Genomic DNA, 25762 nt, shown 5'->3' with positions numbered 1-25762 from the left:
CAGCCGGTCCCCGGCGGGATAGCCGATTCCTCCAGTCACCGGGGCGCGTATGGACGGAATGTACATGTCGCAGCCGTAATTCGGCCATCTAGTCTGCGACGACCGGCTGCCCCGCTCACCAGTACAGTCGGACGGCAGCAGTACATACGCGACGAAGCGTAAGAAGGAAGGCAGTGCATGAGCAGCAACGAGACGCCCCGCGGTCCCGTCGACTCCTCCCGGATCCCGCGCTACGCCGGGCCCGCGACCTTCGCCCGGCTCCCGCGCCTGGACGAGGTCGGCGCCGCCGACGTCGCCGTCGTGGGTGTGCCGTTCGACTCGGGCGTCTCCTACCGGCCCGGTGCCCGCTTCGGCGGCAACGCCATCCGGGAGGCCTCCCGCCTGCTGCGCCCCTACAACCCGGCGCAGGACGCCTCCCCCTTCGCCCTCGCCCAGGTCGCGGACGGCGGCGACATCGCCGTGAACCCGTTCAACATCCACGAGGCCGTCGAGACGATCGAGGCCGCCGCCGACGACCTCCTCGGCACCGGCGCCCGGCTGATGACCCTGGGCGGCGACCACACCATCGCCCTGCCGCTGCTGCGCTCGGTCGCCAAGAAGCACGGCCCCGTCGCCCTGCTCCACTTCGACGCGCACCTGGACACCTGGGACACCTACTTCGGCGCCGAGTACACCCACGGCACGCCCTTCCGGCGCGCGGTGGAGGAAGGCGTCCTCGACACCTCCGCGCTCTCCCACGTCGGCACCCGAGGCCCCCTGTACGGCAAGAAGGACCTCACCGACGACGAGAAGATGGGCTTCGGCATCGTCACGTCGGCGGACGTCTACCGCCGCGGCGCCGACGAGGTGGCCGACCAGCTGCGGCAGCGCATCGGGGACCGCCCGCTGTACATCTCCATCGACATCGACTGCCTCGACCCCGCCCACGCCCCCGGCACCGGCACCCCCGAGGCCGGCGGCATGACCTCCCGCGAGCTGCTGGAGATCCTGCGCGGCCTGGCCTCCTGCAACCTGGTCTCCGCCGACGTCGTCGAGGTCGCCCCGGCCTACGACCACGCGGAGATCACGTCGGTGGCCGCGTCCCACACCGCCTACGAACTGACCACGATCATGTCCCGCCAGATCGCCGAGGCGCGTTCGAAGTGACCCACGACCACGACCTGGTGCTCCGTCCGACCGCTGCCCAGACGGAGGCCGCGCTGAATCCTCCCGGCGGCCGCACCGGCGGGGACCTGGTCGTGGAGTCCCTGGCCGCGCTCGGCGCGACCACCGTCTTCGGCCTGCCCGGTCAGCACGCCCTCGGCGTGTTCGACGCCCTGCGCCGTTCCGACCTGCGCTACATCGGCCTGCGGGTGGAGAACAACGCCGGGTTCGCCGCCGACGCCTACGGCCGGATCACCGGCGAGGCCGCCCCGCTGCTCCTGTCCACCGGCCCGGGAGCCCTCACCTCCCTCGCCGCGCTCCAGGAGGCACGGGCGGCCTCCGCGCCCGTCCTGGCGATCGGCAGCCAGGTGCCCACGGCGGGCCTCGGCGGCGGCCGCCGCGGCTACCTGCACGAACTCCCCGACCAGGCCGCGTCCTTCCGGGGTGTGGTCAAGTCCGTGCACACCGTCCGCACCCGGTCCCAGATCCCGTCCGCGATCGCGGAGGCGTGGACGTCGGCGCTGACCGTCCCGCACGGCCCGGTGTGGGTGGAGATCCCGCAGGACGTCCTGCTGGCCGAGACGCCGATCCCCGTGGTGACCGGCGGCGACACCTTCCCCGAGGAGCTGCCCCCGCGCCCCGAGCTGACGGCGGTGGCGGCCGACCTGCTCGCGCGCGCCGAGCGCCCGGTGATCATCGCGGGCGGGGGAGTGGTCCGGGCGGACGCGTCGAAGAAGCTCCGCCAACTCGCGGAACGCCTCCGGGCCCCCGTCGTCACGACCTTCGGCGGCAAGGGCGCCTTCCCCTGGACGCACCCCCTGTCCCTCCAGTCCTGGCTGGAGGACCGCCACACCACGGACTTCCTGGAGGACGCCGACGTCCTCCTCGTCGTCGGCTCGGGCCTCGGCGAACTCTCCTCGAACTACCACACGTTCAAGCCCCGCGGCCGGGTGATCCAGATCGAGGCCGACCTCGGCAAACTGGAATCCAACCACCCCGCCCTCGGCATCCACGCCGACGCCCGCCTCGCCCTCCAGGCGCTGCTGGAGACGGTGGGGGAGCGCACCGACCCGAGCGCCCCGGAGCGGGTCCGTGCGGTACTGGACAAGGTCCGCGACCGCATCGCGTCCCAGGAACTCACCCTGGAGCAGGACGTCCTGGCCGCCGTCCGCAAGGCCCTCCCGCCCCGTGCCCCCTCCTTCTGGGACATGACCATCCTGGCCTACTGGGCGTGGTCGGCCTTCGACGCCAAGGCCCCGAACACCATGCACTCCGCCCAGGGCGCCGGCGGCCTCGGCTACGCCTTCCCGGCCGCCCTGGGAGCCGCGGTCGCCGACCCCACCCACCCGGTGCTGGCGGTCTCCGGCGACGGCGGCGCCCTGTACTCCGTCGCCGAACTGGCCACCGCCCGCCAGTACGACCTGAACGTCACCTGGCTGATCGTCGACGACGGCGGCTACGGCATCCTGCGCGAGTACATGACCGACGCCTTCGGCGCGCCGACGGCGACGGAGCTGACCCGCCCCGACTACGTCGCGCTGGCCGAGTCGTTCGGGGTGCCGGGAGTGCGGACGTCCCCGGAGACGCTGACCGCCGACCTCACGAAGGCCCTGACCGCACCGGGCCCCTCGGTGGTCGTCCTCCCGGCCGTACTGCGGATGTTCGCGCCGACGCACCGGGACTGAGCGTTCGGCGGCCCTACGAGATCGCGCGCAGCAGGGGGCGGCTCCCTGCCCGTTCCCGCAGCCGCTCCACGGCGGTCGCCGTCTCCTCGTCCGCGGGCAGCATGACGACGAGCTGCTGCGCGTCCGAGGTGAGGTCCAGCGTCTCGCGGCGCAGCCGCAGCTCGCCCTCGTCGGGACGGCCGATGCGCAGCACACCGCGCGGTGGTACCACGTGCCGGTTCATGCGCCGGGTGAAGTCGGGGCCGGCGACGGGCGCCAGCTCCGCGGTGAACCACTCCGCGTTCTCGATCTTCGGGCCGAGCCACAGATCGAACGCCTGCTCGTCGGCCACGTCGTCCCAGGCGACGAAGAACGCTCTGGCACGGGCGTCGGTGAAGACGTACCGGGTGAGATTCGGTTCGTCGGCCTCCAGCAGACCCGAGCCCTCCGCCACGGTCCCGAAGGTGCCGGTCCACGCGAGGATGTCGCCGAGCCGGTTGGTCACCATGGCGATGCCCGGCTCCAGGAGGCGCAGGGTCTCCAGCACGGAGGGGCGCACCTCCCGGCTCGGTGGCTCGGGGCGCGCGTGGGCGGTGCACTCCCCGCCGGTGATCTTCGACAGGTAGCGCAGGTGCCCGCGTTCCGCCGGGTTCAGGGCGAGCGCGTCGGCGAGCGCGTTCAGCACGGCGACCGAGGGATTGCGGTCCCGGCCCTGCTCGATGCGGGTCAGATACTCGACGCTGATCCCGGCCCGCGCCGCGACGTCCGACCGCCGCAGCCCCGGTGACCTGCGACGTCCATGATCGGGCAGCCCCAACTCCTGCGGCTGAACACTGTCACGCCTGGTCCGGACGAAGTCCCCCAACGGTGTCCCCATGCTGAGAGACTACGGCGTCTCCCGCCGCCCGGGGACTGCTCAAGGTGGCCCTGTCGGGGCCAGCCTGAGCAGAGTCTGGCTGTGCCGTCGGCGGCCGTCGAGAGTGGCGGCATGGACATCAACACGCACAAGCTCGTGATCGTCGTCGGAAGCGTCCGTGAGGGCCGGTTCGGGCCCGTGGTGGGCGCCTGGGTCGCCGAACAGGCCGTACAGCACGGCGGGTTCGAGGTGGAGGTCGTCGACCTGGCCGACATCGACATCCCCCTCGCCCTGCCGGCGGAGTCGCCCAAGTACGCCGGCGACTCCTACCCGCGACCGGCCGGCATGGCCGCGCTCACCTCGGCCCTGGAGAGCGCCGACGCGTTCGTCGTGGTCACGCCCGAGTACAACCACAGCTATCCGGCGTCCCTGAAGGCGGCCATCGACTGGCACTTCACCCAGTGGACGGCCAAGCCGGTCGCCTTCGTCAGCTACGGAGGTGCGGCGGGCGGCCGGCACGCGGTGCTCCACCTGGAGAACGTGCTGACCGAACTGCACGCGGTGACCATCCGCGACGGACTCGCCTTCCCGAACTACTTCACCGCGTGGCAGGACGGACAGCCGGTCGACGACGCGGCCCCCGGATACGCCAAGACCCTGCTGGAGCAGCTCGCGTGGTGGGCGGGGGCGCTCCGCTCGGCCCGTGAAGCCGCCCCCTACCCGGCGTGACGCCGCCTACCAGATCGACTCCACCCACTCCGGGTGGTCGACGAACGGGTTGCGGTTGTGCTGGTAGTCGTCGTAGACGACCTGGTTGCGGTGCTCCTCGAAGGCGTCCGGCGGGTCCTCGTCGTTCCACTCCTTGAGCACCGAGAGCTTGCCGATGTACGGGTCGCTGCCGTTGTCGACCTGGCCGTTGACCTCCAGGTCGGCGAAGCCGTCGCCGCCCTCGTAGCGGACCGCCATGTAGAAGATCATGCGGGCCACGTCGCCCTTGACGGCGTCGCGGGGTTCGAAGGAGTCGGAGTCGGTGAGGCTGCCGCCGCCCTCGCTGACCGCGCTGCCGCCGTTGTCGAAGTCCTTGTTGCCCCGGACGCTGTTGACCCGGACGTCCGAGGGACGCAGGTGGTGCAGGTCGGTGCCGGGGCCGGTGGCGGTGCCGAAGTCGCCGTGGGACTTGGCCCACACGTGCTCGCGGTTCCAGTCGCCGGTGTCGCCGCCGTTGAGCGACTTGCTGCGGGAGACGCCCGAGTAGAGCAGGATCACGTTGCCGCTGTTGTCCGGGTCCTCGTCGGTGGCCTTGAGCGCGTCCCAGACCGCCGAGTACGACAGCTTGGTCTGGTCGCTGATGATCGTGTGGAGGGACGACTTGAGGCTCGTGCCGGTCTTGCCGATCGCGTCCTTGTAGTACGTCGAGTCGTAGTCCGATGCCGTGGTCGTCGCCGTGGCCGGGGTCGCGGTCAGCGCGGGTGCGGCGACCGCGGCCAGTGCGGCGGCCGTGGCGAGGGCCGTCGCCTTCCGGCGGCGGGTGCGTATCGCGAGCATGTGGGGTGTCCGATCTACGCGTGTCGAACGGAGTTGTAGGACGAGCGTGACATGGACATGTTGGAGGCCGGGTGTACGGAGCGTGTCGATTGCGTGACGGTCGCCGTGCCGCGTCGGTCGGGTACGCGAGGTGCAGAAGGCGAGCCCGAAGCAGGCCGCCGGACCCGGCAGGGGAAGCAACCGCCCGTCGCGGACGGCCCGCAGACCTGACCGTCAGGGCGAGGGGTGCCTTGTCGACGGCGAGGAAGAACGAGCCGTGGGTGCCGCCGGGGTCACTCGGGAGTGGCCGCCCACGGGGCGAGACGCTGGGTGGCGGCCCACGATGCCAGGAGCGCCACATTGTCGGCGGTCGGTGTGCCCGCGGGCGCGGTGTACACGTTGAGGTGCAGGCCGGGTTCGGCGGGCAGTTCCAGCGACTCGACGTCCAGGTCGAACCGGCCCACGACCGGATGGCGCACACGCTTGCGGCCGGACCGGTGCAGCCGCACGTCCTGAGAGGCCCACCGCCGCCGGAACAGCTCACTGCGCGTGGACAGTTCGCCGATCAGGGCGGTCAGCTCGCCGTCGTGCGGATCGCGACCGGCTTCCATGCGGAGCTTCGCGGCCACGTCACCGGTGATCTCGTCGTAGTCGACGAAGAAGTCTCTGGCCGCCTCGGGGTTCAGATAGACGAACCGCGCGGTGTTCGCGGGCCGTCGCGGGTCGGCCAGCACCGGTGCATACAGCGCGCGAGCGAGTCGATTCGTGGCGAGCACGTCATAGCGGCCGTTACCGATCCAGGCCGGTGCGTCGGAGATCGCGTCGAGCACCTGCCGCAGCGTCGAGCGCACCGTCACGGCGGGCCCGGACCGGCGCGGGCCGCCGGGCGCCGCGGACCGGCGAGCGAGATGGAACAGGTGGTCGCGCTCGGCCTCGTCGAGTCGCAACGCCGAGGCCAAGGCGTCGAGCACGCCGTCGGAGGCACCGGCGAGACTGCCGCGCTCCATGCGCACGTAGTAGTCGACCGACACCCCCGCCAGCAGCGCCACCTCCTCGCGGCGCAGGCCCTTGACCCGGCGGTTGCCGCCGTAAGCGGGCAGGCCCGCCTTCTCGGGTGTGATGCGGGCGCGCCGCGAGCTGAGGAACTCCCGGATCTCGGCGCGCGGGTCGCTCGTGGTCATCCCCTCACCGTAAGCCCGTCCCGGAGTCACGGGGTCCCCGATGCGGTGGTCGCGATGCCGCCGTCCACCGGGATGACGGTGCCGTTGAGGTAGGACCCGGCCCGGCCGGCGAGAAACACGGCGATACCCGCCATGTCGTCGTCGCGGCCGAGCCGGCGCAGCGGGGTCGCCGCCGCGATCGTGTCGCCGACGGCATCGAGCGTGGCCGCCATCATCTGTGACGGGAACACTCCCGGTGCCACCGCGTTCACCGTGACGTGCTGTGGGCCCAGCTCCCTGGCAAGCACTCTGGTGAGTTGATGGAGTGCCGCCTTGCTGCCGGCGTACGAGTAGTTGGGCGACTGGGCGACGTGGATGGCGGCGATGCTGCCGATGTTGATGATCCGCGCGGGATCATCGGTGGTGCCCGCCCGGCGAAGCGCCGGGAGCAGCGCCTGCACCAGCCAGAACGGCGACTTGAGGTTGAGATCGAGCACCGTGTCCCAGGCCTCGTCCGGGAAGGTCGCCAGCGGCTCGCGCCACATCGCTCCCGCGTTGTTGACCAGGATGTCCAGCCGCTCCGAGTCGGTCGTGACAAGGTCGGCGAGGCGCTGACACTCGTCGTGCCTGGACAGGTCGGCGGGGATGGCTCGAACGTCGCCGAACGCGGACAGCGACTGCTGTGCCTCCGCGCACGTGTCCGCCTTGCGTGAGCTGATGACGACGCGGGCGCCCGCCTGGAGCAGGCCGCGCGCGATCATCATGCCGATGCCCTTGGTGCCGCCCGTGACGAGGGCGTACTTCCCACTGAGATCGAAAAGGTCCGTGTGAGTGGTGAATCGGTTGTCCGCCATGGGGCTCCGTACCTCGCGTGTCCGTGGAGTCGTGTCCGTGCAGTCGCGTCCATGGAGTTGTGTCCATGGAGCGTTGTCGGCGCTTTCGACCCGACGAGGCTGACAGGCGTTCCGGACGGCTGGGAGTTCCTGGTGATCCAGGTACTGGGAGGACCCCTTTCCCTGATGCGCGGCTCAGTCGAGCAGTTTGGGCAGGGCCTCCTTGAGTGTCGTGAGCTGGGCGCGGTAGCCCGCGTTGAACTCGGCCAGTTCGCGCACGCCGAGGTTGTGGCCCAGGTCGCCTTCCTTCAACGGCACCATGGCGGGCATCGCGCCGAACACCTCGGCCATCGCCTTCGCGTGCCGGCCCTTCTGGACGGCGGTCACCAGGTCTTCGAAGAGGTCGAGCTTCAGGGCCTGGATCCGGCTGCGCGGACTGTCCTTGTCCTTGAACTCGTCGCGCACGGTCGGCTTGTGGGTGCCGCCGGGATCCGCGATGAACTTGAGCACCCGCAGCGTCGCGTACAGCCGCCCGGCCAGCCTCTGGCCGCTTTCCTTCTGTTCTGGCATGGAGCATTACTTGCCATCCCGACGCTCCCGCATCCCAGCTTTCGAAAAGCGGTCAACTTCCGTCCATCCCCCCGCCCTAGGGTGACCGGCATGCGCCCGAGAACCCTCCGCACCGCCCTCGCCACCCTCACCGCGGCCCTCGCGGCGGCCGGCTGCCTCACCGCCGCGGGCCCGGCCGCCGCACAGGAGAGACATCAGGCGAACGCCTGCTCGCCCTCCGTCTCCCTCACCGGCTTCACCGACGTCCTCGACAAGACGACCTACGACGGCACCTACGTCGGCAACCTCTCCGCCCTCGCTCCCGCCCGGCGCGGCTCCCTGGCCGCCCTCTCCGACCGCTCGGAGCTGTTCCGGCTGGACGCGCGGACCCTTCGGCCGCGCGGCGTGGTCACGCTCGCCGACGAGAACGGCGCCGCCCTCGACGCCGAGGGGCTGGTCGCCGACAGGGACGGCACCTACCTCGTCACCTCCGAGACCGAGCCGTCCGTCCGCCGCTACTCCCCGGCCGGCGAGCTGCTCGGCCGCCTGCCCGTGCCGGACGACCTCCGCACGGCGCCCGAGGGCCGCGCCCGGGCCAACGGGAGCTTCGAGGGGCTCACCCTCGTGTCCGGCGGACGGACGCTGCTCGCCTCGATGGAGTACCCGCTCGACGGCGATCCGGCCGACCTGGTCCGCTTCCAGACCTGGCAGCGGACGCGGCACGGCGACTTCCGGCTCGGTGCTCGGTACACCTACCGGACGGACCCCGGTCTCGGCGTCTCCGAGGTCACCGCGACCCCCGACGGCCGCCTCCTCGTCGTGGAGCGGGGCTTCACCGCCGGCGTCGGCAACACGGTCCGCCTCCACCTGGCCGACCGGCCCGGCCGCGGCACCGCACTCCACAAGCGGCTCCTCGCCGACCTCGCCGACTGCCCGTCCCTCGGCGCCACGGCCGAGCAGCCCCAGCCCAACCCCCTCCTCGACAACTTCGAGGGGATGGCCGTGACCGGCCGCTCCGGAGGGCGTACGGAGGTCCTCGTCGTCAGCGACGACAACCAGAACGACGTACAGACCACCCGCTTCCTCAGGCTCCGCGTACGCGCCTGATCACCCGGCCGATTGTTGCGGCGGGATGAAATCCCCGCTCGCCCGTGTTGGTGCCTTCCGGTAGATCAGGTGAGCAGGACGACCGACCGGAGGGCACGGCGTGGACGCGCAACGGGGCTGGGTACGACGACTGGCGGGGTACGCCTGGCGGAACCCCAAGGACGTCGTCCTCGCCCTGGGGGCCTCGCTGGGCGGCATGGCCGTCATGGCCTTCGTGCCCCTGATCACCAAGGTGATCATCGACGACGTGATCGGCGACAAGACCAGGGACATGGCCGTCTGGGCCGGTCTCCTGATCGGCGCCGCGGCCGTCGTCTACGTCCTGACCTACATCCGCCGGTACTACGGCGGCCGGCTCGCCCTCGACGTCCAGCACGACCTGCGGACCGACATGTACGGGACGATCACCCGGCTCGACGGGCGGCGGCAGGACGAGCTGTCCACGGGGCAGGTGGTCGGGCGGGCGACCAGCGACCTCCAGCTGATCCAGGGCCTGCTCTTCATGCTCCCGATGACCATCGGGAACGTCCTGCTCTTCCTGATCTCCCTGGTGATCATGGCGTGGCTGTCCCTGCCGCTCACCCTGGTCGCACTCGCCGTCGCCCCCGCCCTGTGGTTCATCGCCCGCCGCAGCCGCACCCGGCTGCACCCCGCCACCTGGTACGCGCAGGCGCAGGCCGCCGCCGTCGCCGGGGTGGTCGACGGCTCGGTGAGCGGCGTCCGCGTGGTGAAGGGCTTCGGGCAGGAGGAGCAGGAGACCGGGAAGCTCAGGGAGGTCGGGCGCAAGCTCTTCGCCGGGCGGCTGCGCACGATCAGGCTGAACGCCACGTACACCCCGGCCCTCCAGGCCGTCCCCGCGCTCGGACAGGTCGCCATGCTCGCCCTCGGCGGCTGGCTGGCCGTCCGCGGGCACATCACCCTCGGCACCTTCGTCGCCTTCTCCACCTACCTCGCCCAGCTCGTCGGCCCGGTCCGCATGCTCGCCATGGTGCTCACCGTCGGCCAGCAGGCCCGGGCGGGCACCGAGCGCGTCCTGGAGCTGATCGACACCGAGCCGGGCATCGAGGACGGCACGAAGACCCTGCCGGCCGACGCGCCCGCGACCGTCGAGTTCGACGACGTCGCCTTCGGCTACGACACGGGCGACGGAGAGCCTCGGCCCGTCCTCGACGGGCTCTCCTTCGAGATCCGCGCCGGGGAGACCCTCGCCGTCGTCGGCTCCTCCGGCTCCGGCAAGTCCACCGTCTCGCTGCTCCTGCCGCGCTTCTACGACGTGACGCGCGGCGCCGTCCTCGTCGGCGGCCACGACGTGCGCGAGCTGACCCTGGACTCGCTGCGGGCCGCCGTCGGCCTGGTGCCCGAGGACTCCTTCCTCTTCTCCGACACCGTCCGCGCCAACATCGCCTACGGCCGCCCGGAGGCCACCGACGAGGAGATCGAGGCCGCCGCGCGGGCCGCGCAGGCCCACGGGTTCATCACCGAACTGCCCGACGGCTACGACACGACCGTCGGCGAGCACGGGCTGACCCTCTCCGGCGGCCAGCGCCAGCGCGTCGCGCTCGCCCGGGCGATCCTCACCGACCCCCGGCTGCTGGTCCTGGACGACGCCACCTCCGCCGTGGACGCCCGCGTCGAGCACGAGATCCACGAGGCGCTGAAGCAGGTCATGCGGGGCCGCACCACGCTCCTCATCGCCCACCGCCGCTCCACCCTGGGCCTCGCCGACCGCATCGCCGTGCTCGACCGGGGCCGCCTCGCCGACCTCGGCACCCACGAGGAGCTCCAGGAGCGCTCCGCCCTCTACCGGCGCCTGCTCACCGACCCCGACGAGCTGGGCGGCGTCTCACCGGGGCACACGCCCCCCGCCGAAAAGGCGGAGGACACCTCCGTACGCGACGAGCTGGACGCCGAGTTCGACGCCGAGCGCGGGGTCACGCCCCGGCTGTGGACCGGCGACCGGGCGCCCAAGGACACCGCCCTCGCCGGCACCCCGGCCACCCCCGAGCTGCTCGCCCAGGTCGACGCGCTGCCCCCGGCGAACGGCACCCCGGACATCGACGAGACGCGGGCGGTACGGCCCGAGTCCTCCTACGGCCTGCGGCGTCTGCTGCGCGGCTTCCGCACCCCGCTGCTGATCAGCCTCGCCCTGGTGGCCGTGGACGCGGGCATGGGCCTGCTGCTGCCCGTGCTGATCCGCAACGGCATCGACGACGGCGTCACCCAGGTCGCCCTCGGCGCGGTGTGGGCGTCCTCGCTGCTCGGCCTGCTCGCCGTACTCGCCCAGTGGGGGGCGCAGACCGGCGAGATCCGCATGACGGGGCGGACCGGCGAGCGGATCCTGTACTCGCTCCGCCTGAAGATCTTCGCCCAGCTCCAGCGACTCGGCCTCGACTACTACGAGCGCGAGCTGACCGGCCGGATCATGACCCGGATGACGACGGACGTGGACGCGCTGTCGACGTTCCTCCAGACCGGACTCGTCACCGCCTTCGTCTCGGTCGTCACCTTCTTCGGCATCATGGTCGCCCTGCTGGTGATCGACGTCGAACTCGCCCTGATCGTCTTCGCGACCCTGCCGCCACTGATCATCGCCACGTACTTCTTCCGCAAGGCCAGCGTGAAGGCCTACGAACTGGCCCGCGAGCGCGTGTCCACGGTCAACGCCGACCTCCAGGAGTCGGTGGCGGGCCTCAGGATCGTGCAGGCCTTCCGGCGCGAGCGGGACGGCGGGCGGCGGTTCGCCGAGCGCAGCGACAGCTACCGGCAGGCCCGCATCCGCGGACAGTGGCTGATCTCGATCTACTTCCCGTTCGTGCAGCTGCTGTCGTCGGCCGCCGCCGCGGCGGTGCTGGTCGTGGGCGGGGCCCGGATCGACGACGCGACGCTGACGACCGGTGCGCTGGTGGCGTACCTGCTCTACATCGACCTGTTCTTCGCACCGGTCCAGCAGCTCTCCCAGGTCTTCGACGGCTACCAGCAGGCGTCCGTCTCGCTGGGCCGCATCCAGGAACTGCTGCGCGAACCGACCTCGACCAAGGCCCCCGAGAAGCCGCGCGACGTGGACTCCCTGCGCGGCGAGATCGCGTTCGAGGACGTGCACTTCAAGTACGGCGACGACGAGGAAGCCCTCACCGGCATCGACCTGCGCATCCCCGCCGGGCAGACCGTCGCCTTCGTCGGCCAGACCGGCGCGGGCAAGTCGACCCTGGTGAAGCTGGTGGCCCGGTTCTACGACCCGACCGGCGGCCGGGTCACCGTCGACGGGCAGGACCTGCGCGCCCTCGACCTCACCTCCTACCGGCACCGCCTCGGCGTCGTCCCGCAGGAGGCGTACCTCTTCCCCGGCACCGTCCGCGACGCCATCGCCTACGGGCGTCCGGACGCCACCGACGCCCAGGTGGAGGCGGCGGCACGGGCGGTCGGCGCGCACGAGATGATCGCCACGCTCACCGGCGGCTACCTGCACGAGGTCGCCGAGCGGGGCCGCAACCTCTCCGCCGGGCAGCGGCAGCTGATCGCGCTGGCCCGCGCCGAACTGGTCGACCCGGACGTGCTGCTCCTCGACGAGGCGACGGCGGCCCTGGACCTGGCCACCGAGGCCCAGGTCAACCAGGCCACCGACCGCATCGCGGGACGCCGTACGACGCTCGTCGTCGCGCACCGCCTGACCACGGCCGCCCGCGCTGACCGGGTCGTCGTCATGGACGGCGGCCGGGTCGCCGAGGACGGCACGCACGACGAACTGCTGGCCCTCGACGGACGGTACGCGCGGCTGTGGCGGACCTTCGTCGGCGCGGCCGAGCCCGAGGAGCCGGTCGGCGCGCTCCACTGACGCGTGCGCGCAACCGTGCGACGCATGTCCTGCGTCCGTACATCCGTACGTCACATCCGTACGTCGTCAGTGATCGCCCTACGGAGGGGGACCGCAGTGGGCCGGGCCGGTGCCGCAACTCGCCGTCGGCTGGCGCTCGGCACGGCCGTGCTGAGCGCCGCCGCGCTGCTCGCCGTCGCGATGCCGCAGGAGGCACAGGCCGCCACGGGGTGCGCCGGCCGCAAGGTGCGCACCCTGTCCTTCTCCTCCGGGTCCGTCCTCGTGTACAAACGCGGCGGCTACGTCTGCGCCGTCACGCTCCCCAAGAAGCCGGGCACCAAGCGGCAGATGTCCGTCGGCGTGCAGGCCCGGGGCGGCCGGGCGGTCGTGGACTCGGGCCGGTTCGCCCACCGCGCCGGACCGGTGACCGTGCACGCCGGAAACCGCTGCGTGCGGGTGACCGGCAAGGTGGCCAGGTCCTCGGTCGGCTCCGGCTGGATCCTCTGCTGACTCTGGTGTCGCGGGAGTTGCTCCGATAGCTTCCGGCGGACATCAGTTTCACAGGGAGGGTGCATGCGCAAGGCGCTCAGATGGCTGCTGGCGCTCGTGGTGCTCATAGGCACCGTCAGCACGGCGGGGGCGGCCACCGCCGCCGAGCCGAAGGCCGTCGACATCAAGGACCGGCTGCTGTCCATACCGGGCATGAGCCTGATCGAGGAGAAGCCGTACACCGGCTACCGCTTCTTCGTCCTCAACTACACCCAGCCGGTGGACCACCGGCACCCGTCCAAGGGCACGTTCCAGCAGCGGATCACCGTGCTGCACAAGGACGTGAACCGGCCGACGGTCTTCTACACCGGCGGCTACAACGTCTCCACGAACCCCAGCCGGCGCGAGCCGACCCAGATCGTGGACGGCAACCAGGTCTCCATGGAGTACCGCTACTTCACGCCGTCCCGGCCCGCCCCGGCCGACTGGTCCAAGCTGGACATCTGGCAGGCCGCCAGCGACCAGCACCGCATCTTCAAGGCGCTGAAGCCGATCTACTCGGAGAACTGGATCTCCACCGGCGGCTCCAAGGGCGGCATGACCGCCACCTACTACGAGCGCTTCTACCCGCGCGACATGGACGGCGTCGTCGCCTACGTCGCCCCCAACGACGTGGTGAACAAGGAGGACTCGGCCTACGACCGCTTCTTCGCCCGCGTCGGCACCGAGGAGTGCCGCGACAAGCTCAACGGCGTGCAGCGCGAGGCGCTGGTGCGCCGGGCGCCGCTGGAGAAGAAGTACGCGGCGTACGCGGCCGAGAACGGCTACACCTTCGACACCATCGGCAGCCTCGACCGCGCCTACGAGGCCGTCGTCCTCGACTACGTGTGGGGCTTCTGGCAGTACAGCACCCTCGCCGACTGCGCGGACATCCCGGCCGACGCGAAGAACGCCACCGACGAGGCGATCTGGGGCTCCGTCGACACGATCTCCGGCTTCTCCGCCTACACGGACCAGGGCCTTGAGACGTACACGCCGTACTACTACCAGGCGGGCACCCAGCTGGGCGCGCCGACGATCCACTTCCCGCACATCGAGAAGAAGTACATCCGCTACGGCTACCAGCCGCCGCGCAACTTCGTGCCCCGTTCGATCCCGATGAAGTTCGAGCCGTGGGCGATGCGGGACGTCGACACCTGGGTGCGGCACAACGCCCGGCACATGCTGTTCGTGTACGGCGAGAACGACCCGTGGGGCGCCGAGCGCTTCCGCCTCGGCCACGGCGCGCGCGACTCCTACGTCCTGACCGCGCCCGGCATGAACCACGGTGCGAACGTGGCCGGTCTGGTGCCCGACCAGAAGGCGCGGGCCACGGCCCGCATCCTGGACTGGGCGGGCGTCGCCCCGGCCAAGGTCCAGGAGAACCCGTCGGCGGCCAGGCCGCTGGCGACGTTCGACGCCAGGCTGGACCAGCGGGACGTCGAGCGCGAGCCGGCGCTGCGCCCGTAGGGCCCGCTCCTTCGGCACGGTGACTGTGCCCGGCCGCTCACAGCGGCCGGGCACAGCCCACCGGGCGCTCGCCGCCGAGCCGGACGTACAGACCGGTCGAGGCCGGGCAGTCCGCCCGGGTGGCGACCGCCTCGACCACCTTGAACTGCGGTGTGCGCTCGCCGCCGCCGTCGCAGGCCGCCTCGCGGACCCGGCCGCCGCCGACGTCCTGGACGCAGTCGCCGACGATGGTGCGCGGGCCGCCCCCGCCGCCCGGATCGCCGGGATGCGGCGGCCGGAGCCCGCGCATGCAGGCGTAGCCCCGGGGTACGGCCCCGTCGCCGTCCTCGTCGGCGGACGGCCGGCGCTCACTGATGTGCAGGACGAAGTCGGTGGTGGCGGGACACGGCGGGCCGTTGCCCGCGCGGCCGTCCTCCCGGGCCACCACCCGGGCCGCCGCCCGCTCGCTGTCGCAGGGCACCTCGGTGGGTGCGATGGCGCCGAACGAACTGCACTCGCCCACCGCCAGGAACACCGCCCCGTACCCGGACGGCCGCACCCCGGCCGCCGCGGTGTCCGCCGCCGGGCCCCGGTCTCCCGGGCTCCGGCAGCCCGTCAGCAGCACGGCACACACCACGGCACACAGCAGGGCACACAGCGGGGCGTGCACCCCCGCAGCCCGTCGCTCACGCATCGTCGTCCCCCCGGATCCCGGTCCAGCGTGGCCCGCCGGAGCGGGCGCACGCCAGACGCGCGGGAGGCTTTGCGCACGGGCGAGGAGGGCGCCCCCGGCGCGTGCCGTAGCCCGCGCTACGACCGGGCTACGACCGGGCTACGACCGGTAGGTCAGCCCGTGTCCGAGCGGGAGGAGCACCGTGTCCGGGTCGTCCGCGCGTACCACCGGGACCGGCAGCTTCCCGCGCGGCCGCGCCCGACCGGCGATCACCCGGGCCGCCGCCCGTACCTCCACGTCGGTCCAGGAGTACGCGGCGAGGAAGGCGGGGACGCCGGGGAGCTGGGCGACGTCGTAGGGGTTGCGGACGGCGACCGCGACGATTGGCTTCCCGGTCTCCAGCAGCCGAGTGACCAGGGTGCGCTGGCTGCTGCCCGCGGTCACGTTGTACGTGGCGACGACCACCGCGTCGGCGTCCCCGGCCGCCGCGACGGCGCGGTCGATCAGGGCGGCGGAGGGTGCGGTGCCGGTGGACAGGGCGGTGGCGGTGAAGCCCAGCTCCGCCAGCGCGCCCGCGAGCACACCGGTGGGCGGCCCGGTCGTCCCCGACGGCGAGGCCGGATCGGCGCCCACCACCAGCAGCCTGCGGTGTTCGCGGCGCGAAAGCGGCAGCAGCCGCTCCTCGTTGACCAGCAGTGTCGTGGTCCGCTCCGCGATCCGGTCGGCCGCGGCCAGGTGCGCCCGGGTGCCGACGGTCCGGTCGACGTCCCGGCGGCTGGTGTACGCGTCCCGGAACAGCCCCAGCTTGGCCTTCAGCCGCAGCACGCGCAGGATCGATTCGTCCAGCCGCGCCTCGGTCAGTTCGCCCTCCCGTACGGCCGTCAGGACGGCGTTCCAGGCGAGCGGCAGGTCCGGCGGGTTGAGCAGCTGGTCGACACCGGCCTTCAGCGCCAGCACCGGCACCCGCGCGTCGCCGTACTTCGTCCGTACGCCCTCCATGCCGAGGGAGTCGGTGACCACGACCCCGTCGTAGCCCAGCTCCTCGCGCAGGATGCCGGTGAGGATGGGACGCGAGAGGGTGGCCGGGTCGCCGGAGTCGTCGAGCGCCGGGACCATCAGGTGGGCGGTCATGATGGCGTCGATGCCGGCCTCGATCGCCGCGCGGAAGGGCGGTGCGTCCAGCTCCTCCCACTGCTCGCGGCTGTGCGTGATGACCGGGAAGCCGGTGTGGCTGTCGGTCGCGGTGTCGCCGTGCCCGGGGAAGTGCTTGGCGCACGCGGCCACCCCGGACCGCTGGTACCCCGTCACCTCGGCCGCCACGAGCCCCGCCACGGCGTCCGGGTCGGCGCCGAAGGACCGTACGCCGATCACCGGGTTGGCCGGGTTGACGTTCACGTCGGCGACGGGGGAGTAGTCCTGGCGGATGCCCAGGGCGTGCAGCTCGGCGCCCGCGATCCGGCCCAGCGTACGGGCGTCGGACCGCGACCCGCCCGCCCCGACGGCCATCGCGCCCGGGAAGAGGGTGGCGGGCTCGCCCACGCGGGCCACTATGCCGTGCTCCTGGTCGGTCGAGATGAGCACGGGCAGACCGCGCGGCTGCTCCAGGGAGGCCTTCTGGATGCCGTTGGACAGGTCGGCGATCTGGTGCGGGTCGCGGGTGTTGTGCGCCCAGGCGAAGTAGATGATGCCGCCGACCCGGTACCTGGCGACCAGCTCGGCGGCGGTGCGGACGCCGATCTCCTCGAGGTTGGCGTCGATGTCGGCCTGGTCGGGGTCGGTGGCGGAGTGGCCGTAGACCCGCATGACGAAGAGCTGCCCGACCTTCTCCTCCAGCGTCATGCGGGAGATCAGGCCGCGGAGCTTGTCGTCGTCGGGCCTGCGGGCGTCGGCGTGGGCCGTACCGCCCCCGGCCGCGAGGGCCGCGGTGACGACCGCGGTGGCGGTGAGGACGGTACGTCTGGAGGGCTGTGCGGTGCTTCCCGTGCCGGCCGTGCTGCTGTGGTGCACGTGCGCTCCTTCCGGAGAGCTGGTGAAGGAAACTGCCAAGGAGTCACCAATATCCGGGAAGTTTCTGCCAGTCAAGGGACCGCACAGGAGTCGCCCGAAGCGAGGCGAGGCGCCCGCCGGGGGCCGTGAGTGCGGCCAAGCGCTTAGAAGGCGCCTGCTCTCTGAGGGCCCGCCGGGCGTGCGGCCGGTGCGGGGTCAGACGCGGGCGGCGGCCTGGCGTGGCGGGCTGGTGCGGGCCGCGACCGTCGGCCAGTGGGCCCGGAGCGTGCGGACCGTTTCCGCGATGGCCGGGCGGCGGGCCGCGCCCGTGCGCCACAGGGCGTACAGCCGCCGTACCGGCATCGGGTCGAGCGGCACCTCCACCACTCCCGCCGGGAGCGGGCCGCGCCCCAGCCGGGGGATGAGGGCGACGCCGAGGCCGGCCGCGACCAGCGCGACGAGGGTCGGGTTCTCGTCCGCCTGGTGGACGATGTCCGGCTCGTGGCCGGCGCCCCGCAGCGTGCGCATCAGCCAGTCGTGGCAGACCCGTCCCGGCGGCTGGCAGATCCACCGCTCCCCGCCCAGCTCGTCCCGCCGTACGGCCGTCCGGCCCGCGAACCGGTGGCCCTCGGGCACCAGCAGGTCGCACAGGTCCTCGCCGACCGGCGCCTGCTCCACCCCGGCCGGTGCCGGGAGCGGGGCGATGTCCCAGTCGTGGGCCACCACCAGGTCCACGGCGCCCTTGGCCACCAGGTCCACGGACAGGTGCGGGTCGACCTCGGTGAGCCGCGCGTCCAGCCCGGGATGCCGTACCGCCAGGTCGGCGAGGACGGACGGCAGCAGTCCACGCGCCGCCGACGCGAACGCGGCGATGGTCAGCCGCCCCGACGGCACCCCGCGCCGCTCCTCCAGCCGGGTCTCCGCCCGCTCCACGATGGCCAGCAACTCCGCCGCCGCCTGGACGAGTTGCCAGGCCTCGTCGGTGAGCCGGACCCCGCGCCCCTCCCGTTCCAGGAGCACCGTCCTGGTCTCCCGCTCCAGCTTGGCGATCTGCTGCGACACGGCGGACGGCGTGAACCCGAGCGCGGCGGCGGCCGCTCCGACCGTCCCGTGCACGGACACGGCGTGCAGGGCGCGCAGGCGCTGGAGGTCGAGCATGACGGCTCCCGAGGTCGAGACGAGGGGCGGCGGGGTGGCGTATCCGGATCCGGAAAGCATCGGCAGCGCCGCCGAAGCATTAGCAGTGCTTCATCCAACCATGCACCAATCATCGCTGGTGCTGAACGGTCCTCTCGGTCGATCCTCGACGCATGCGACCTTCCCACCTCTTCCTCGCCGTGCTCGTCGCCGCCGTCTGGGGCGTGAACTTCACGGTCATCGAGATCGGCCTCGACCACTTCCCGCCGCTCCTCTTCTCCGCCCTGCGCTTCCTGGCGGCCGCGCTGCCCGCCGTGTTCCTGGTGGGCCGTCCCAAGGTCGCCTGGAAGTGGATCGTGGCGGTGGGACTGGTGCTCGGCGTGGCCAAGTTCGGCCTGGTCTTCGTGGGCATGGACGCGGGCATGCCCGCCGGACTGTCGTCCCTCGTCCTCCAGATCCAGGCGGTGTTCACCGCGGTGATCGCCGCGGCGGTCCTCGGCGAACGCCCCTCCCGCGTCCAGGCCCTGGGCATGCTGGTCGCACTGGGCGGCATCGGCGTGGCCGCGGTCGACGAGGGCACCTCGGGCCCCCTGGGCGCGTTCCTGATGGTGATCGGCGCCGCGGCGGCGTGGGGCGTGTCCAACGTCCTGACCCGCAGGGCGTCCCCGCCCGACGCGCTGAACTTCATGGTGTGGGTCTCCACCGTCCCCGTGCTGCCCCTGCTCGCCCTCTCCCTGCTCACCGAGGGCCCCGCCGAGGACCTCGCGGCCCTGCGCGCCCTGGACTGGCAGGGGACGGGCACGATCCTCTTCGTCGCCTGGGTCTCGACGGTCTTCGGCTTCGGTGCCTGGGGGTGGCTGCTGCGCCGTCACCCCGCCTCGACGGTCGCGCCGTTCTCCCTCCTGGTGCCGGTCTTCGGCATGTCCTCGGCGGCCCTCTTCCTCGGCGAGTCGGTGACCCCGCTGCGCTGGTGCGCGGCGGCCCTGCTGGTGGGCGGGGTGGCGCTGACGACGCTGACTCCCGCCCGCAGGCGCGTGCCGGAGACGACCGTCCGCACCTCCCCGGAATTCGCTGGACGGACCCCCGCCCCGGCTGAAGAATCCGTGGCGTGACATTCACGCTGAAGAGCCCGGTCCTCGAAGGCGCGCTGGTACGACTGGAGCCGCTGAGCCACCGGCACGCGGCCGACCTGGCGGCGGCGGTGGGCGAGGACCGGGGCACCTACGACTTCACGTGGGTGCCGAGGCCCGACCAGGTCGGCTCCTACATCGACACCCAGCTGGCCACGGCGGCCACCGGACGGCTGGCGCCCTACGCGCAGGTGTCCCTCGCGACCGGCCGCGCGGTCGGTACCACTTCCTACTGGGAACCCCGCTCCTGGCTCACCGACGACGTGCTCGACGCCGTCGAGGTCGGCTTCACCTGGCTGGCCCGTTCCGCCCAGGGCACGGGTGTCAACGCCGAGGCCAAGCTGCTGCTGTTCCGCCACGCCTTCGAGGTCTGGGCCGTGTCCCGCGTCGACCTCAAGACCGACGCCCGCAACCGGCGCTCCCGCGCCGCGATCGAGAGGACCGGCGCCCGCTTCGAGGGCGTCCTGCGCAACTGGTCCCGCTCCTCGGTGCCCGGCGAGGAGGGCCGGCTGCGCGACTCCGCGATCTACTCGATCACGGCGGCGGAGTGGCCGCAGTGCCGGGAGCGGCTGGAGCACCGGGTCCGGGCGGCGGCGCCCGCCCTCACGCCGCGTCCGTGAGCAGCCGGGCGAGGTGTTCGCGGCCCTGCCCCAGCAGCTCGGGCAGCGGGGCCGCCGACTCGTACCACCGCTTCTCGTACTCCCAGCACAGCCAGCCGTCCCAGCCGTGCCGGGACAGCACGTCCACCACCTCGGTGAGTGGCAGCACCCCGGCGCCCAGCGCCAGCGGCGTAGTGTCCTCGGCGGAGGCGATGTCCTTGACCTGGACGTAGCCGAGGTGCGGGGAGAGCGCCGCGTAGGTGTCGAAGGGCTGCTCGCCGCCCAGCCAGGTGTGCATCACGTCCCACAGGGCGCCGGCCCGCAGGTGTCCGACCGGGCCGAGGACACGCATCGCGTCGGCGCCGGTGCGGTGCGAGTCGTGGGTCTCCAGCAGGATGCTCACGCCGCGCTCGGCGGCGTACTCGGCGGCGGTGCCCAGCCGCCGGGCGGCCGTCGCGTCGGCCTCCTCGGCACTCTGCTCGGTGCCGCCGCCGGGGAAGACCCGGACGTACGGGGCGCCCAGGTCGCGGGCGAGGTCGAGCAGGCCGCGGATCTCGGCGAGGACCGGTTCGTCGTCCCCGGGCGCGGCGACCCGCGCGTACCCCGCGAGCCCCAGCGGCTCGACACCGGCCGCCCTGAACTCGGCCGCCACCGCGGCCCGTTCGTCGGGACCCAGGCCCGGATGGACCGGTTCCTCCGGGTGGGCGCGCAGCTCGACACCGTGGTAGCCGTGCGCGGTCGCGAGCCCCAGCACGTCGGCCAGGGGCAGTCCGGGAACACCGAGAGTGGAGAACGCCAGCTTCATGCCCACGGAGCGTACCCGCGATCATGCGGTTCACCTGTCGACGCGGGCCGGAAATCTCGGCCCGCCCCCATGAGGACGCCGGTCGGTACCACTAGCCCGTCCGGCGTTTGAGGACGAGGCCGTTCAGGCCGAAGGGGGGTCTGGGGGCGCAGCCCCCAGGGCGGCCCACACCGACACGGGGCCACCGCGACACCAACGGTCCGTTCAAGACCGCGGCCCTCCGGAGGACCCCCGTACCATCAACTCCCCCCGCACCGTCGCGATCCCGCCCACCGGCGCGTCCTCCCGCCCCATCGCCACCCGTCCCGCCCGTGCCCCCGCCTCCGCCAGCGGCAGCCGGACCGTCGTCAGCGCGGGCACCGCGTCGATGCTGAACGGCAGGTCGTCGAAACCGGCCACGGACACGTCGTCCGGGATCCGCAGCCCCGAGTCGCGCAGCGCCGCGCACGCGCCCAGCGCGACGGTGTCGTTCGCGGCGACGACCGCGGTCAGCGTCGGGTCCCTGCGCAGCAGTTCCAGCGTCGCCTCGTAACCGGCCTGCCGGTCGTAGCGGCCGTGGACCGTCCAGCGCGGGTCCTCCTCGATGCCGTGCGCGGCGAGCGCGGTGCGGTGACCCTCCAGCCGGTGCCGCGTCGTGGTCCGTTCCTCCGGACCCGCGATGTAGCCGAGCCGCCGGTGCCCGAGCCCGATCAGGTGCTCGGTCAGCTCCCGGCCGCCCCCGCGGTTGTCGAAGGTGAGCGCGATCGCCCCGGTGTCCGGCGCCGGCGGCCGTCCGCACAGGACCACCCGCGTCCCGGCCTCGACGAGCCTGCGCAGCTTCGCCGCCACGGCCGCCTGGTGGGTCTCGTCCTCCATCGCGCCGCCGGTCAGCACGACCGCCGCCGCGCGCTGCCGTTGCAGCAGCGTGAGGTAGGTCAGCTCGCGCTCCGGGGTGCCGCCGGTGTTGCAGACCACGGCGAGTCTCTCGCCGCCCGCTCTGCCGCCGGGGCCGCCGATCTCGGACTGGACGGCGCCGGCCATGATGCCGAAGAAGGGGTCGGCGATGTCGTTGACGAGGATGCCCACCAGGTCGGACGTGGCCGCCGCCAGTGCGCTCGCGGGGCCGTTGAGCACGTAGTCCAGCTCGTCGACGGCCTTGAGCACCCGCTCCCGGGTGGAGGCGGCCACCGGGTAGTTGCCGTTCAGCACGCGCGACACCGTCGCGGGGGAGACCTGGGCGCGGGCCGCCACGTCCGCCAGTGTCACCGTCATGTCCTCGTCCTCCGCATCGCGCGTGTGAGCCGAACGCCGTACCGGCTGACCTTACGGCCACCGCCCGCCGTCGTTCGCCCCCTCGAACAACTCACCCGAACCGCGGTCTTGTCCAGACCACCGTTCACAGGCTAGCTTCGTTCTACATAGAAAGCGCTTGCTGTACGGCTCGAGCTCGATCCGCGGCTTGCGGCATGGCTCGTACGAAGGGAATGACGTGACACGCAAGACGGTGCGTATCGCCATGAACGGTGTGACCGGGCGCATGGGTTACCGCCAGCACCTCGTCCGCTCCATCCTGGCGTTGCGCGAACAGGGCGGCCTCGACCTCGGTGACGGCACCGTGCTGTGGCCGGAGCCGGTCCTGGTCGGCCGCCGCGAGCACGCGCTGCGGGCGCTGGCCGAACGCCACGGACTCGACCACGTCTCCACGGACCTCGACGCGGTCCTGGCCGACGACGGCATCGACATCTACTTCGACGCCCAGGTGACCTCGGCCCGCGAGGAGGCGATCAAGAAGGCGATCGCCGCGGGCAAGCACATCTACACCGAGAAGCCCACCGCCACCGGTCTGGACGGCGCCCTGGAACTCGCCCGCCTCGCCCGGGCCAAGGGCATCAAGCACGGCGTCGTCCAGGACAAGCTCTTCCTCCCCGGCCTGCTCAAGCTCAAGCGCCTCATCGACGGCGGCTTCTTCGGGCGGATCCTGTCCGTGCGCGGCGAGTTCGGCTACTGGGTCTTCGAGGGCGACTGGCAGGAGGCGCAGCGCCCGTCCTGGAACTACCGCAGCGAGGACGGCGGCGGCATCGTCGTCGACATGTTCCCGCACTGGGAGTACGTCCTGCACGAGCTGTTCGGCCGGGTGAGGTCCGTCCAGGCCCTCACCGCCACCCACATCCCCGAGCGCTGGGACGAGAAGGGCAAGCCCTACGACGCCACCGCCGACGACGCCGCGTACGGCGTCTTCGAACTCGACGGCGGCGCCATCGCGCAGATCAACTCCTCCTGGGCGGTCCGCGTCAACCGCGACGAACTGGTCGAGTTCCAGGTCGACGGCACCGAGGGCTCCGCCGTCGCGGGCCTGCGGGGCTGCCGCGTCCAGCACCGCTCCGCCACCCCCAAGCCGGTGTGGAACCCGGACATCCCCGCCACCGAGGTCTTCCGCGACCAGTGGCAGGAGGTCCCCGACAACGGCGAGTTCGACAACGGCTTCAAGGCCCAGTGGGAGCTGTTCCTGAAGCACGTCTACGCCGACGCCCCCTACCAGTGGGACCTGCTGGCCGGCGCCCGTGGCGTGCAGCTCGCGGAACTGGGCCTGAAGTCCTCGGCGGAGGGCCGCCGCCTCGACGTACCGGAGATCGCGCTGTGACCCTCCACCTGCCGAGCGCCGACGGCACCCTGCGCGCCTACGAGCCCCGCCCGGAGCCGTCGCACCGCACCCCGCCGAGCACGGGAAGCGCTTTCACCTCGCGTACGGTCTTCTCGGCCGCGCACGTCGTCGCCGACCCGTACGCGGACACCACCCCCGACGGGCCCGCCGCCGTCGACTGGGACGCCACCCTCGCCTTCCGCCGCCACCTGTGGTCGCACGGACTCGGCGTCGCCGAGGCGATGGACACCGCCCAGCGCGGCATGGGCCTGGACTGGCCCACGGCGGCCGAACTGATTCGCCGCTCCGCCGCCGAGGCGAAGGCGACCGGCGGCCGCATCGCCTGCGGCGTCGGCACGGACCAGCTGACCGCGACCGCCGCGACCACGGCGACCCTCGCGGACGTCCGGTCGGCCTACGAGGAACAGCTCGCCGTCGTCGAGGAGTCGGGCGCCCAGGCCATCCTGATGGCCTCCCGCGCCCTCGCCGCGACCGCGAAGGGCCCGGACGACTACCTGGAGCTCTACGGCCATATCCTGCGCCAGGCCGCCGAACCCGTGATCCTGCACTGGCTGGGCCCGATGTTCGACCCGGCCCTGGAGGGCTACTGGGGCTCGTCCGACCTGGACGCGGCGACCGACACCTTCCTGGAGGTCATCGCCGCCCACCCCGACAAGGTCGACGGCATCAAGGTCTCCCTCCTGGACGCGCAGCGCGAGATCGACCTGCGCCGCCGCCTGCCGCGGGGCGTGCGCTGCTACACCGGCGACGACTTCAACTACCCGGAGCTGATCGCGGGTGACGAGCAGGGCTTCAGCCACGCCCTGCTCGGCATCTTCGACCCGCTGGGCCCGCTGGCCGCGGACGCGGTGCGGGTCCTGGACACGGGGGACACGGACGGCTTCCGCGCCCTGCTCGACCCCACCGTCGAACTCTCCCGCCACCTCTTCCAGGCGCCCACCCGCTACTACAAGACGGGCGTGGTCTTCCTGGCCTGGCTGTCCGGCCACCAGAGCCACTTCACGATGGTCGGCGGCCTCCAGTCGGCCCGCTCCCTGCCGCACCTCGCCCGCGCCTACGAACTCGCCGACGGACTCGGCCTGTTCCCCGACCCCAAGCTGGCCGAGGAGCGCATGGGGAACCTGCTCGCCCTGTACGGAGTGAACCGATGAGCGACACCGGCCTGACGCGCTTCAGCATCAACCAGATGACGGTCAAGCAGCTCTCCCTGCCCGAACTGACCGCCGCCTGCCGCGAACTGGGCATCGGCAACGTCGGCCTGTGGCGCGAACCCGTCCAGGCCTACGGCGTCGAGGCCGCCGCCAAGCTGGTCCGCGACGCGGGCCTGACCGTCACCACCCTGTGCCGCGGCGGCTTCCTCACGGCCGTCGACGCCGACGAACGCGCGAAGGCCCTCGCCGACAACCGCCGAGCCGTCGACGAGGCCGCCGCCCTCGGCACCGACACCCTCGTCCTGGTCTCGGGCGGCCTCCCCGCGGGCGACAAGGACCTGCGCGCCGCCCGCGAACGCATCGCCGACGCGCTGGCGGAGCTGGGCCCCTACGCCGAGCAGCACGGCGTACGCCTCGCCATCGAACCGCTCCACCCCATGTACGCCGCCGACCGCTGCGTGGTCTCCACCCTCACCCAGGCCCTGGACCTCGCCGAACGCTTCCCGGCCCAGCAGGTCGGCGTCACCGTCGACACGTACCACATCTGGTGGGACGACCGGGCGCCCGAGCAGATCGCCCGGGCCGGTGCGGGCGGCCGCATCCACACCTTCCAGCTCGCCGACTGGACGACCCCGCTGCCCGAGGGCGTCCTCAACGGCCGCGGCCAGATCGGGGACGGCGCGATCGACATGCGGGAGTGGAAGGGGTACGTCGAGGCGGCCGGATACAGCGGCGCCATCGAGGTCGAGCTGTTCAACGAGGGACTGTGGGCGCGGGACGGACGGGAGGTGCTCGCCGAGACGGCGGCCCGGTTCGCCGCGCACGCGGGAGACTCCGCGGACACGCCGCCCGGAAAATAATTCCGGCGACCCGTGCAACCCTTCCGCCCTGTGGCGGGTCGTACTTGGCATCGGAACACCCGTGGGAGTACCCGGGGGGGAAAATCCACGGAGTTCTGAAGGGGTGGGGACCCGAGAGGGCCCGGTCGACGACCGGGCCCTCTCAAACTTCTCGCC

Annotated in this window: 22 protein-coding genes; 12 read left to right on the top strand and 10 right to left on the bottom strand. The window is 72.5% G+C overall.

Annotation, left to right across the window (positions count from 1 at the left end; translation table 11 throughout):
* Positions 1-177: 177 nt before the first annotated feature.
* Both speB and ACFYZ3_RS15810 read left to right on the top strand, forming a co-directional pair.
* Entirely contained in the window at positions 178-1146 is a 969-nt protein-coding gene (gene speB, locus ACFYZ3_RS15815; RefSeq protein WP_189742104.1) for an agmatinase, read from the top strand.
* Positions 1143-2828 (top strand): thiamine pyrophosphate-binding protein, encoded by a 1686-nt coding sequence (locus ACFYZ3_RS15810; RefSeq protein ID WP_388517292.1) that lies wholly within the window; start codon positions 1143-1145, stop codon positions 2826-2828. The genes speB and ACFYZ3_RS15810 overlap by 4 nt, the downstream gene beginning before the upstream one ends.
* A 13-nt stretch (positions 2829-2841) precedes the next feature.
* On the opposite strand, the gene ACFYZ3_RS15805 is transcribed toward ACFYZ3_RS15810, so the two are convergent.
* Entirely contained in the window at positions 2842-3684 is an 843-nt protein-coding gene (locus tag ACFYZ3_RS15805; RefSeq protein WP_388517289.1) for a helix-turn-helix domain-containing protein, read from the bottom strand.
* Positions 3685-3795: 111 nt separating this feature from the next.
* Here ACFYZ3_RS15805 and ACFYZ3_RS15800 point away from each other — a divergent pair, with 111 nt between their 5' ends.
* Positions 3796-4392, top strand: coding sequence for an NADPH-dependent FMN reductase (locus ACFYZ3_RS15800; protein ID WP_388517287.1), 597 nt, complete (start codon positions 3796-3798; stop codon positions 4390-4392).
* Between the two features lie 6 nt (positions 4393-4398).
* On the opposite strand, the gene ACFYZ3_RS15795 is transcribed toward ACFYZ3_RS15800, so the two are convergent.
* The 4 genes from ACFYZ3_RS15795 to ACFYZ3_RS15780 all read right to left on the bottom strand — a co-directional run bounded on the left by ACFYZ3_RS15795 (position 4399) and on the right by ACFYZ3_RS15780 (position 7750).
* The gene (locus ACFYZ3_RS15795; RefSeq protein ID WP_388517284.1) at positions 4399-5208 is read right to left on the bottom strand and encodes an endonuclease I family protein; all 810 of its coding nucleotides are present in this window, start codon (positions 5206-5208) and stop codon (positions 4399-4401) included.
* A gap of 272 nt (positions 5209-5480) precedes the next feature.
* Entirely contained in the window at positions 5481-6368 is an 888-nt protein-coding gene (locus ACFYZ3_RS15790; RefSeq protein WP_388517281.1) for a helix-turn-helix transcriptional regulator, read from the bottom strand.
* Positions 6369-6394: 26 nt separating this feature from the next.
* Entirely contained in the window at positions 6395-7201 is an 807-nt protein-coding gene (locus tag ACFYZ3_RS15785) for an SDR family oxidoreductase (RefSeq protein WP_388517278.1), read from the bottom strand.
* 174 nt (positions 7202-7375) lie between these two features.
* A complete protein-coding gene (locus ACFYZ3_RS15780) occupies positions 7376-7750 on the bottom strand; it encodes a hypothetical protein (protein ID WP_388517276.1) in 375 nt (124 codons plus the stop codon).
* A 90-nt stretch (positions 7751-7840) separates the two neighbouring features.
* Between ACFYZ3_RS15780 and ACFYZ3_RS15775 the strand changes: the two genes are divergently transcribed.
* The 4 genes from ACFYZ3_RS15775 (at position 7841) to ACFYZ3_RS15760 (ending at position 14645) form a co-directional block, all read left to right on the top strand.
* On the top strand, positions 7841-8836 hold the full coding sequence (locus ACFYZ3_RS15775) for an esterase-like activity of phytase family protein (protein ID WP_388517273.1): 996 nt from the start codon (positions 7841-7843) through the stop codon (positions 8834-8836).
* Positions 8837-8936: 100 nt separating this feature from the next.
* A complete protein-coding gene (locus tag ACFYZ3_RS15770; RefSeq protein ID WP_388517270.1) occupies positions 8937-12668 on the top strand; it encodes an ABC transporter ATP-binding protein in 3732 nt (1243 codons plus the stop codon).
* 96 nt (positions 12669-12764) lie between these two features.
* The gene (locus ACFYZ3_RS15765; protein WP_388517267.1) at positions 12765-13157 is read left to right on the top strand and encodes a hypothetical protein; all 393 of its coding nucleotides are present in this window, start codon (positions 12765-12767) and stop codon (positions 13155-13157) included.
* A 63-nt stretch (positions 13158-13220) separates the two neighbouring features.
* On the top strand, positions 13221-14645 hold the full coding sequence (locus ACFYZ3_RS15760) for a S28 family serine protease (RefSeq protein WP_361000150.1): 1425 nt from the start codon (positions 13221-13223) through the stop codon (positions 14643-14645).
* Between the two features lie 37 nt (positions 14646-14682).
* Here ACFYZ3_RS15760 and ACFYZ3_RS15755 read toward each other — a convergent pair whose 3' ends face one another.
* The 3 genes from ACFYZ3_RS15755 to ACFYZ3_RS15745 all read right to left on the bottom strand — a co-directional run bounded on the left by ACFYZ3_RS15755 (position 14683) and on the right by ACFYZ3_RS15745 (position 18441).
* Positions 14683-15318: a hypothetical protein gene (locus ACFYZ3_RS15755; RefSeq protein WP_388517264.1), complete on the bottom strand. Its 636-nt coding sequence runs from the start codon at positions 15316-15318 to the stop codon at positions 14683-14685.
* A 138-nt stretch (positions 15319-15456) separates the two neighbouring features.
* Positions 15457-17304, bottom strand: a complete 1848-nt coding sequence (locus ACFYZ3_RS15750; RefSeq protein WP_388517262.1) for a glycoside hydrolase family 3 protein — start codon at positions 17302-17304, stop codon at positions 15457-15459.
* Positions 17305-17499: 195 nt separating this feature from the next.
* Complete coding sequence (locus tag ACFYZ3_RS15745) at positions 17500-18441, bottom strand: LysR family transcriptional regulator (RefSeq protein ID WP_388517866.1); 942 nt, start codon at positions 18439-18441, stop codon at positions 17500-17502.
* A 152-nt stretch (positions 18442-18593) separates the two neighbouring features.
* Here ACFYZ3_RS15745 and ACFYZ3_RS15740 point away from each other — a divergent pair, with 152 nt between their 5' ends.
* Complete coding sequence (locus ACFYZ3_RS15740) at positions 18594-19532, top strand: EamA family transporter (protein WP_388517251.1); 939 nt, start codon at positions 18594-18596, stop codon at positions 19530-19532.
* Positions 19529-20170, top strand: a complete 642-nt coding sequence (locus tag ACFYZ3_RS15735) for a GNAT family N-acetyltransferase (RefSeq protein ID WP_388517249.1) — start codon at positions 19529-19531, stop codon at positions 20168-20170. The genes ACFYZ3_RS15740 and ACFYZ3_RS15735 overlap by 4 nt, the downstream gene beginning before the upstream one ends.
* Here ACFYZ3_RS15735 and ACFYZ3_RS15730 read toward each other — a convergent pair.
* Both ACFYZ3_RS15730 and ACFYZ3_RS15725 read right to left on the bottom strand, forming a co-directional pair.
* Positions 20154-20954 carry a sugar phosphate isomerase/epimerase family protein gene (locus ACFYZ3_RS15730; protein ID WP_388517247.1) on the bottom strand — a complete coding sequence of 267 codons (801 nt, stop codon included), beginning with the start codon at positions 20952-20954 and terminating at the stop codon, positions 20154-20156. The two genes, ACFYZ3_RS15735 and ACFYZ3_RS15730, sit on opposite strands and share 17 nt — an antisense overlap.
* Before the next feature lie 204 nt (positions 20955-21158).
* Complete coding sequence (locus ACFYZ3_RS15725) at positions 21159-22205, bottom strand: LacI family DNA-binding transcriptional regulator (RefSeq protein ID WP_361000168.1); 1047 nt, start codon at positions 22203-22205, stop codon at positions 21159-21161.
* A 217-nt stretch (positions 22206-22422) separates the two neighbouring features.
* On the opposite strand from ACFYZ3_RS15725, the gene ACFYZ3_RS15720 reads away from it, so the two are divergent.
* From ACFYZ3_RS15720 to ACFYZ3_RS15710, 3 genes are read left to right on the top strand one after another with little or no spacing between them, the layout of a single operon-like run.
* Complete coding sequence (locus ACFYZ3_RS15720; RefSeq protein ID WP_388517245.1) at positions 22423-23574, top strand: Gfo/Idh/MocA family protein; 1152 nt, start codon at positions 22423-22425, stop codon at positions 23572-23574.
* On the top strand, positions 23571-24746 hold the full coding sequence (locus ACFYZ3_RS15715) for a dihydrodipicolinate synthase family protein (protein WP_388517243.1): 1176 nt from the start codon (positions 23571-23573) through the stop codon (positions 24744-24746). The genes ACFYZ3_RS15720 and ACFYZ3_RS15715 overlap by 4 nt, the downstream gene beginning before the upstream one ends.
* The gene (locus ACFYZ3_RS15710; protein ID WP_388517241.1) at positions 24743-25606 is read left to right on the top strand and encodes a sugar phosphate isomerase/epimerase family protein; all 864 of its coding nucleotides are present in this window, start codon (positions 24743-24745) and stop codon (positions 25604-25606) included. The genes ACFYZ3_RS15715 and ACFYZ3_RS15710 overlap by 4 nt, the downstream gene beginning before the upstream one ends.
* The last annotated feature ends 156 nt before the right edge of the window (positions 25607-25762 follow it).

Origin of the sequence: Streptomyces sp. NPDC001599, from assembly GCF_042893535.1 — a bacterium.
Taxonomy (GTDB): domain Bacteria; phylum Actinomycetota; class Actinomycetes; order Streptomycetales; family Streptomycetaceae; genus Streptomyces.
This window is presented reverse-complemented; position numbering and strand designations above follow the sequence as displayed.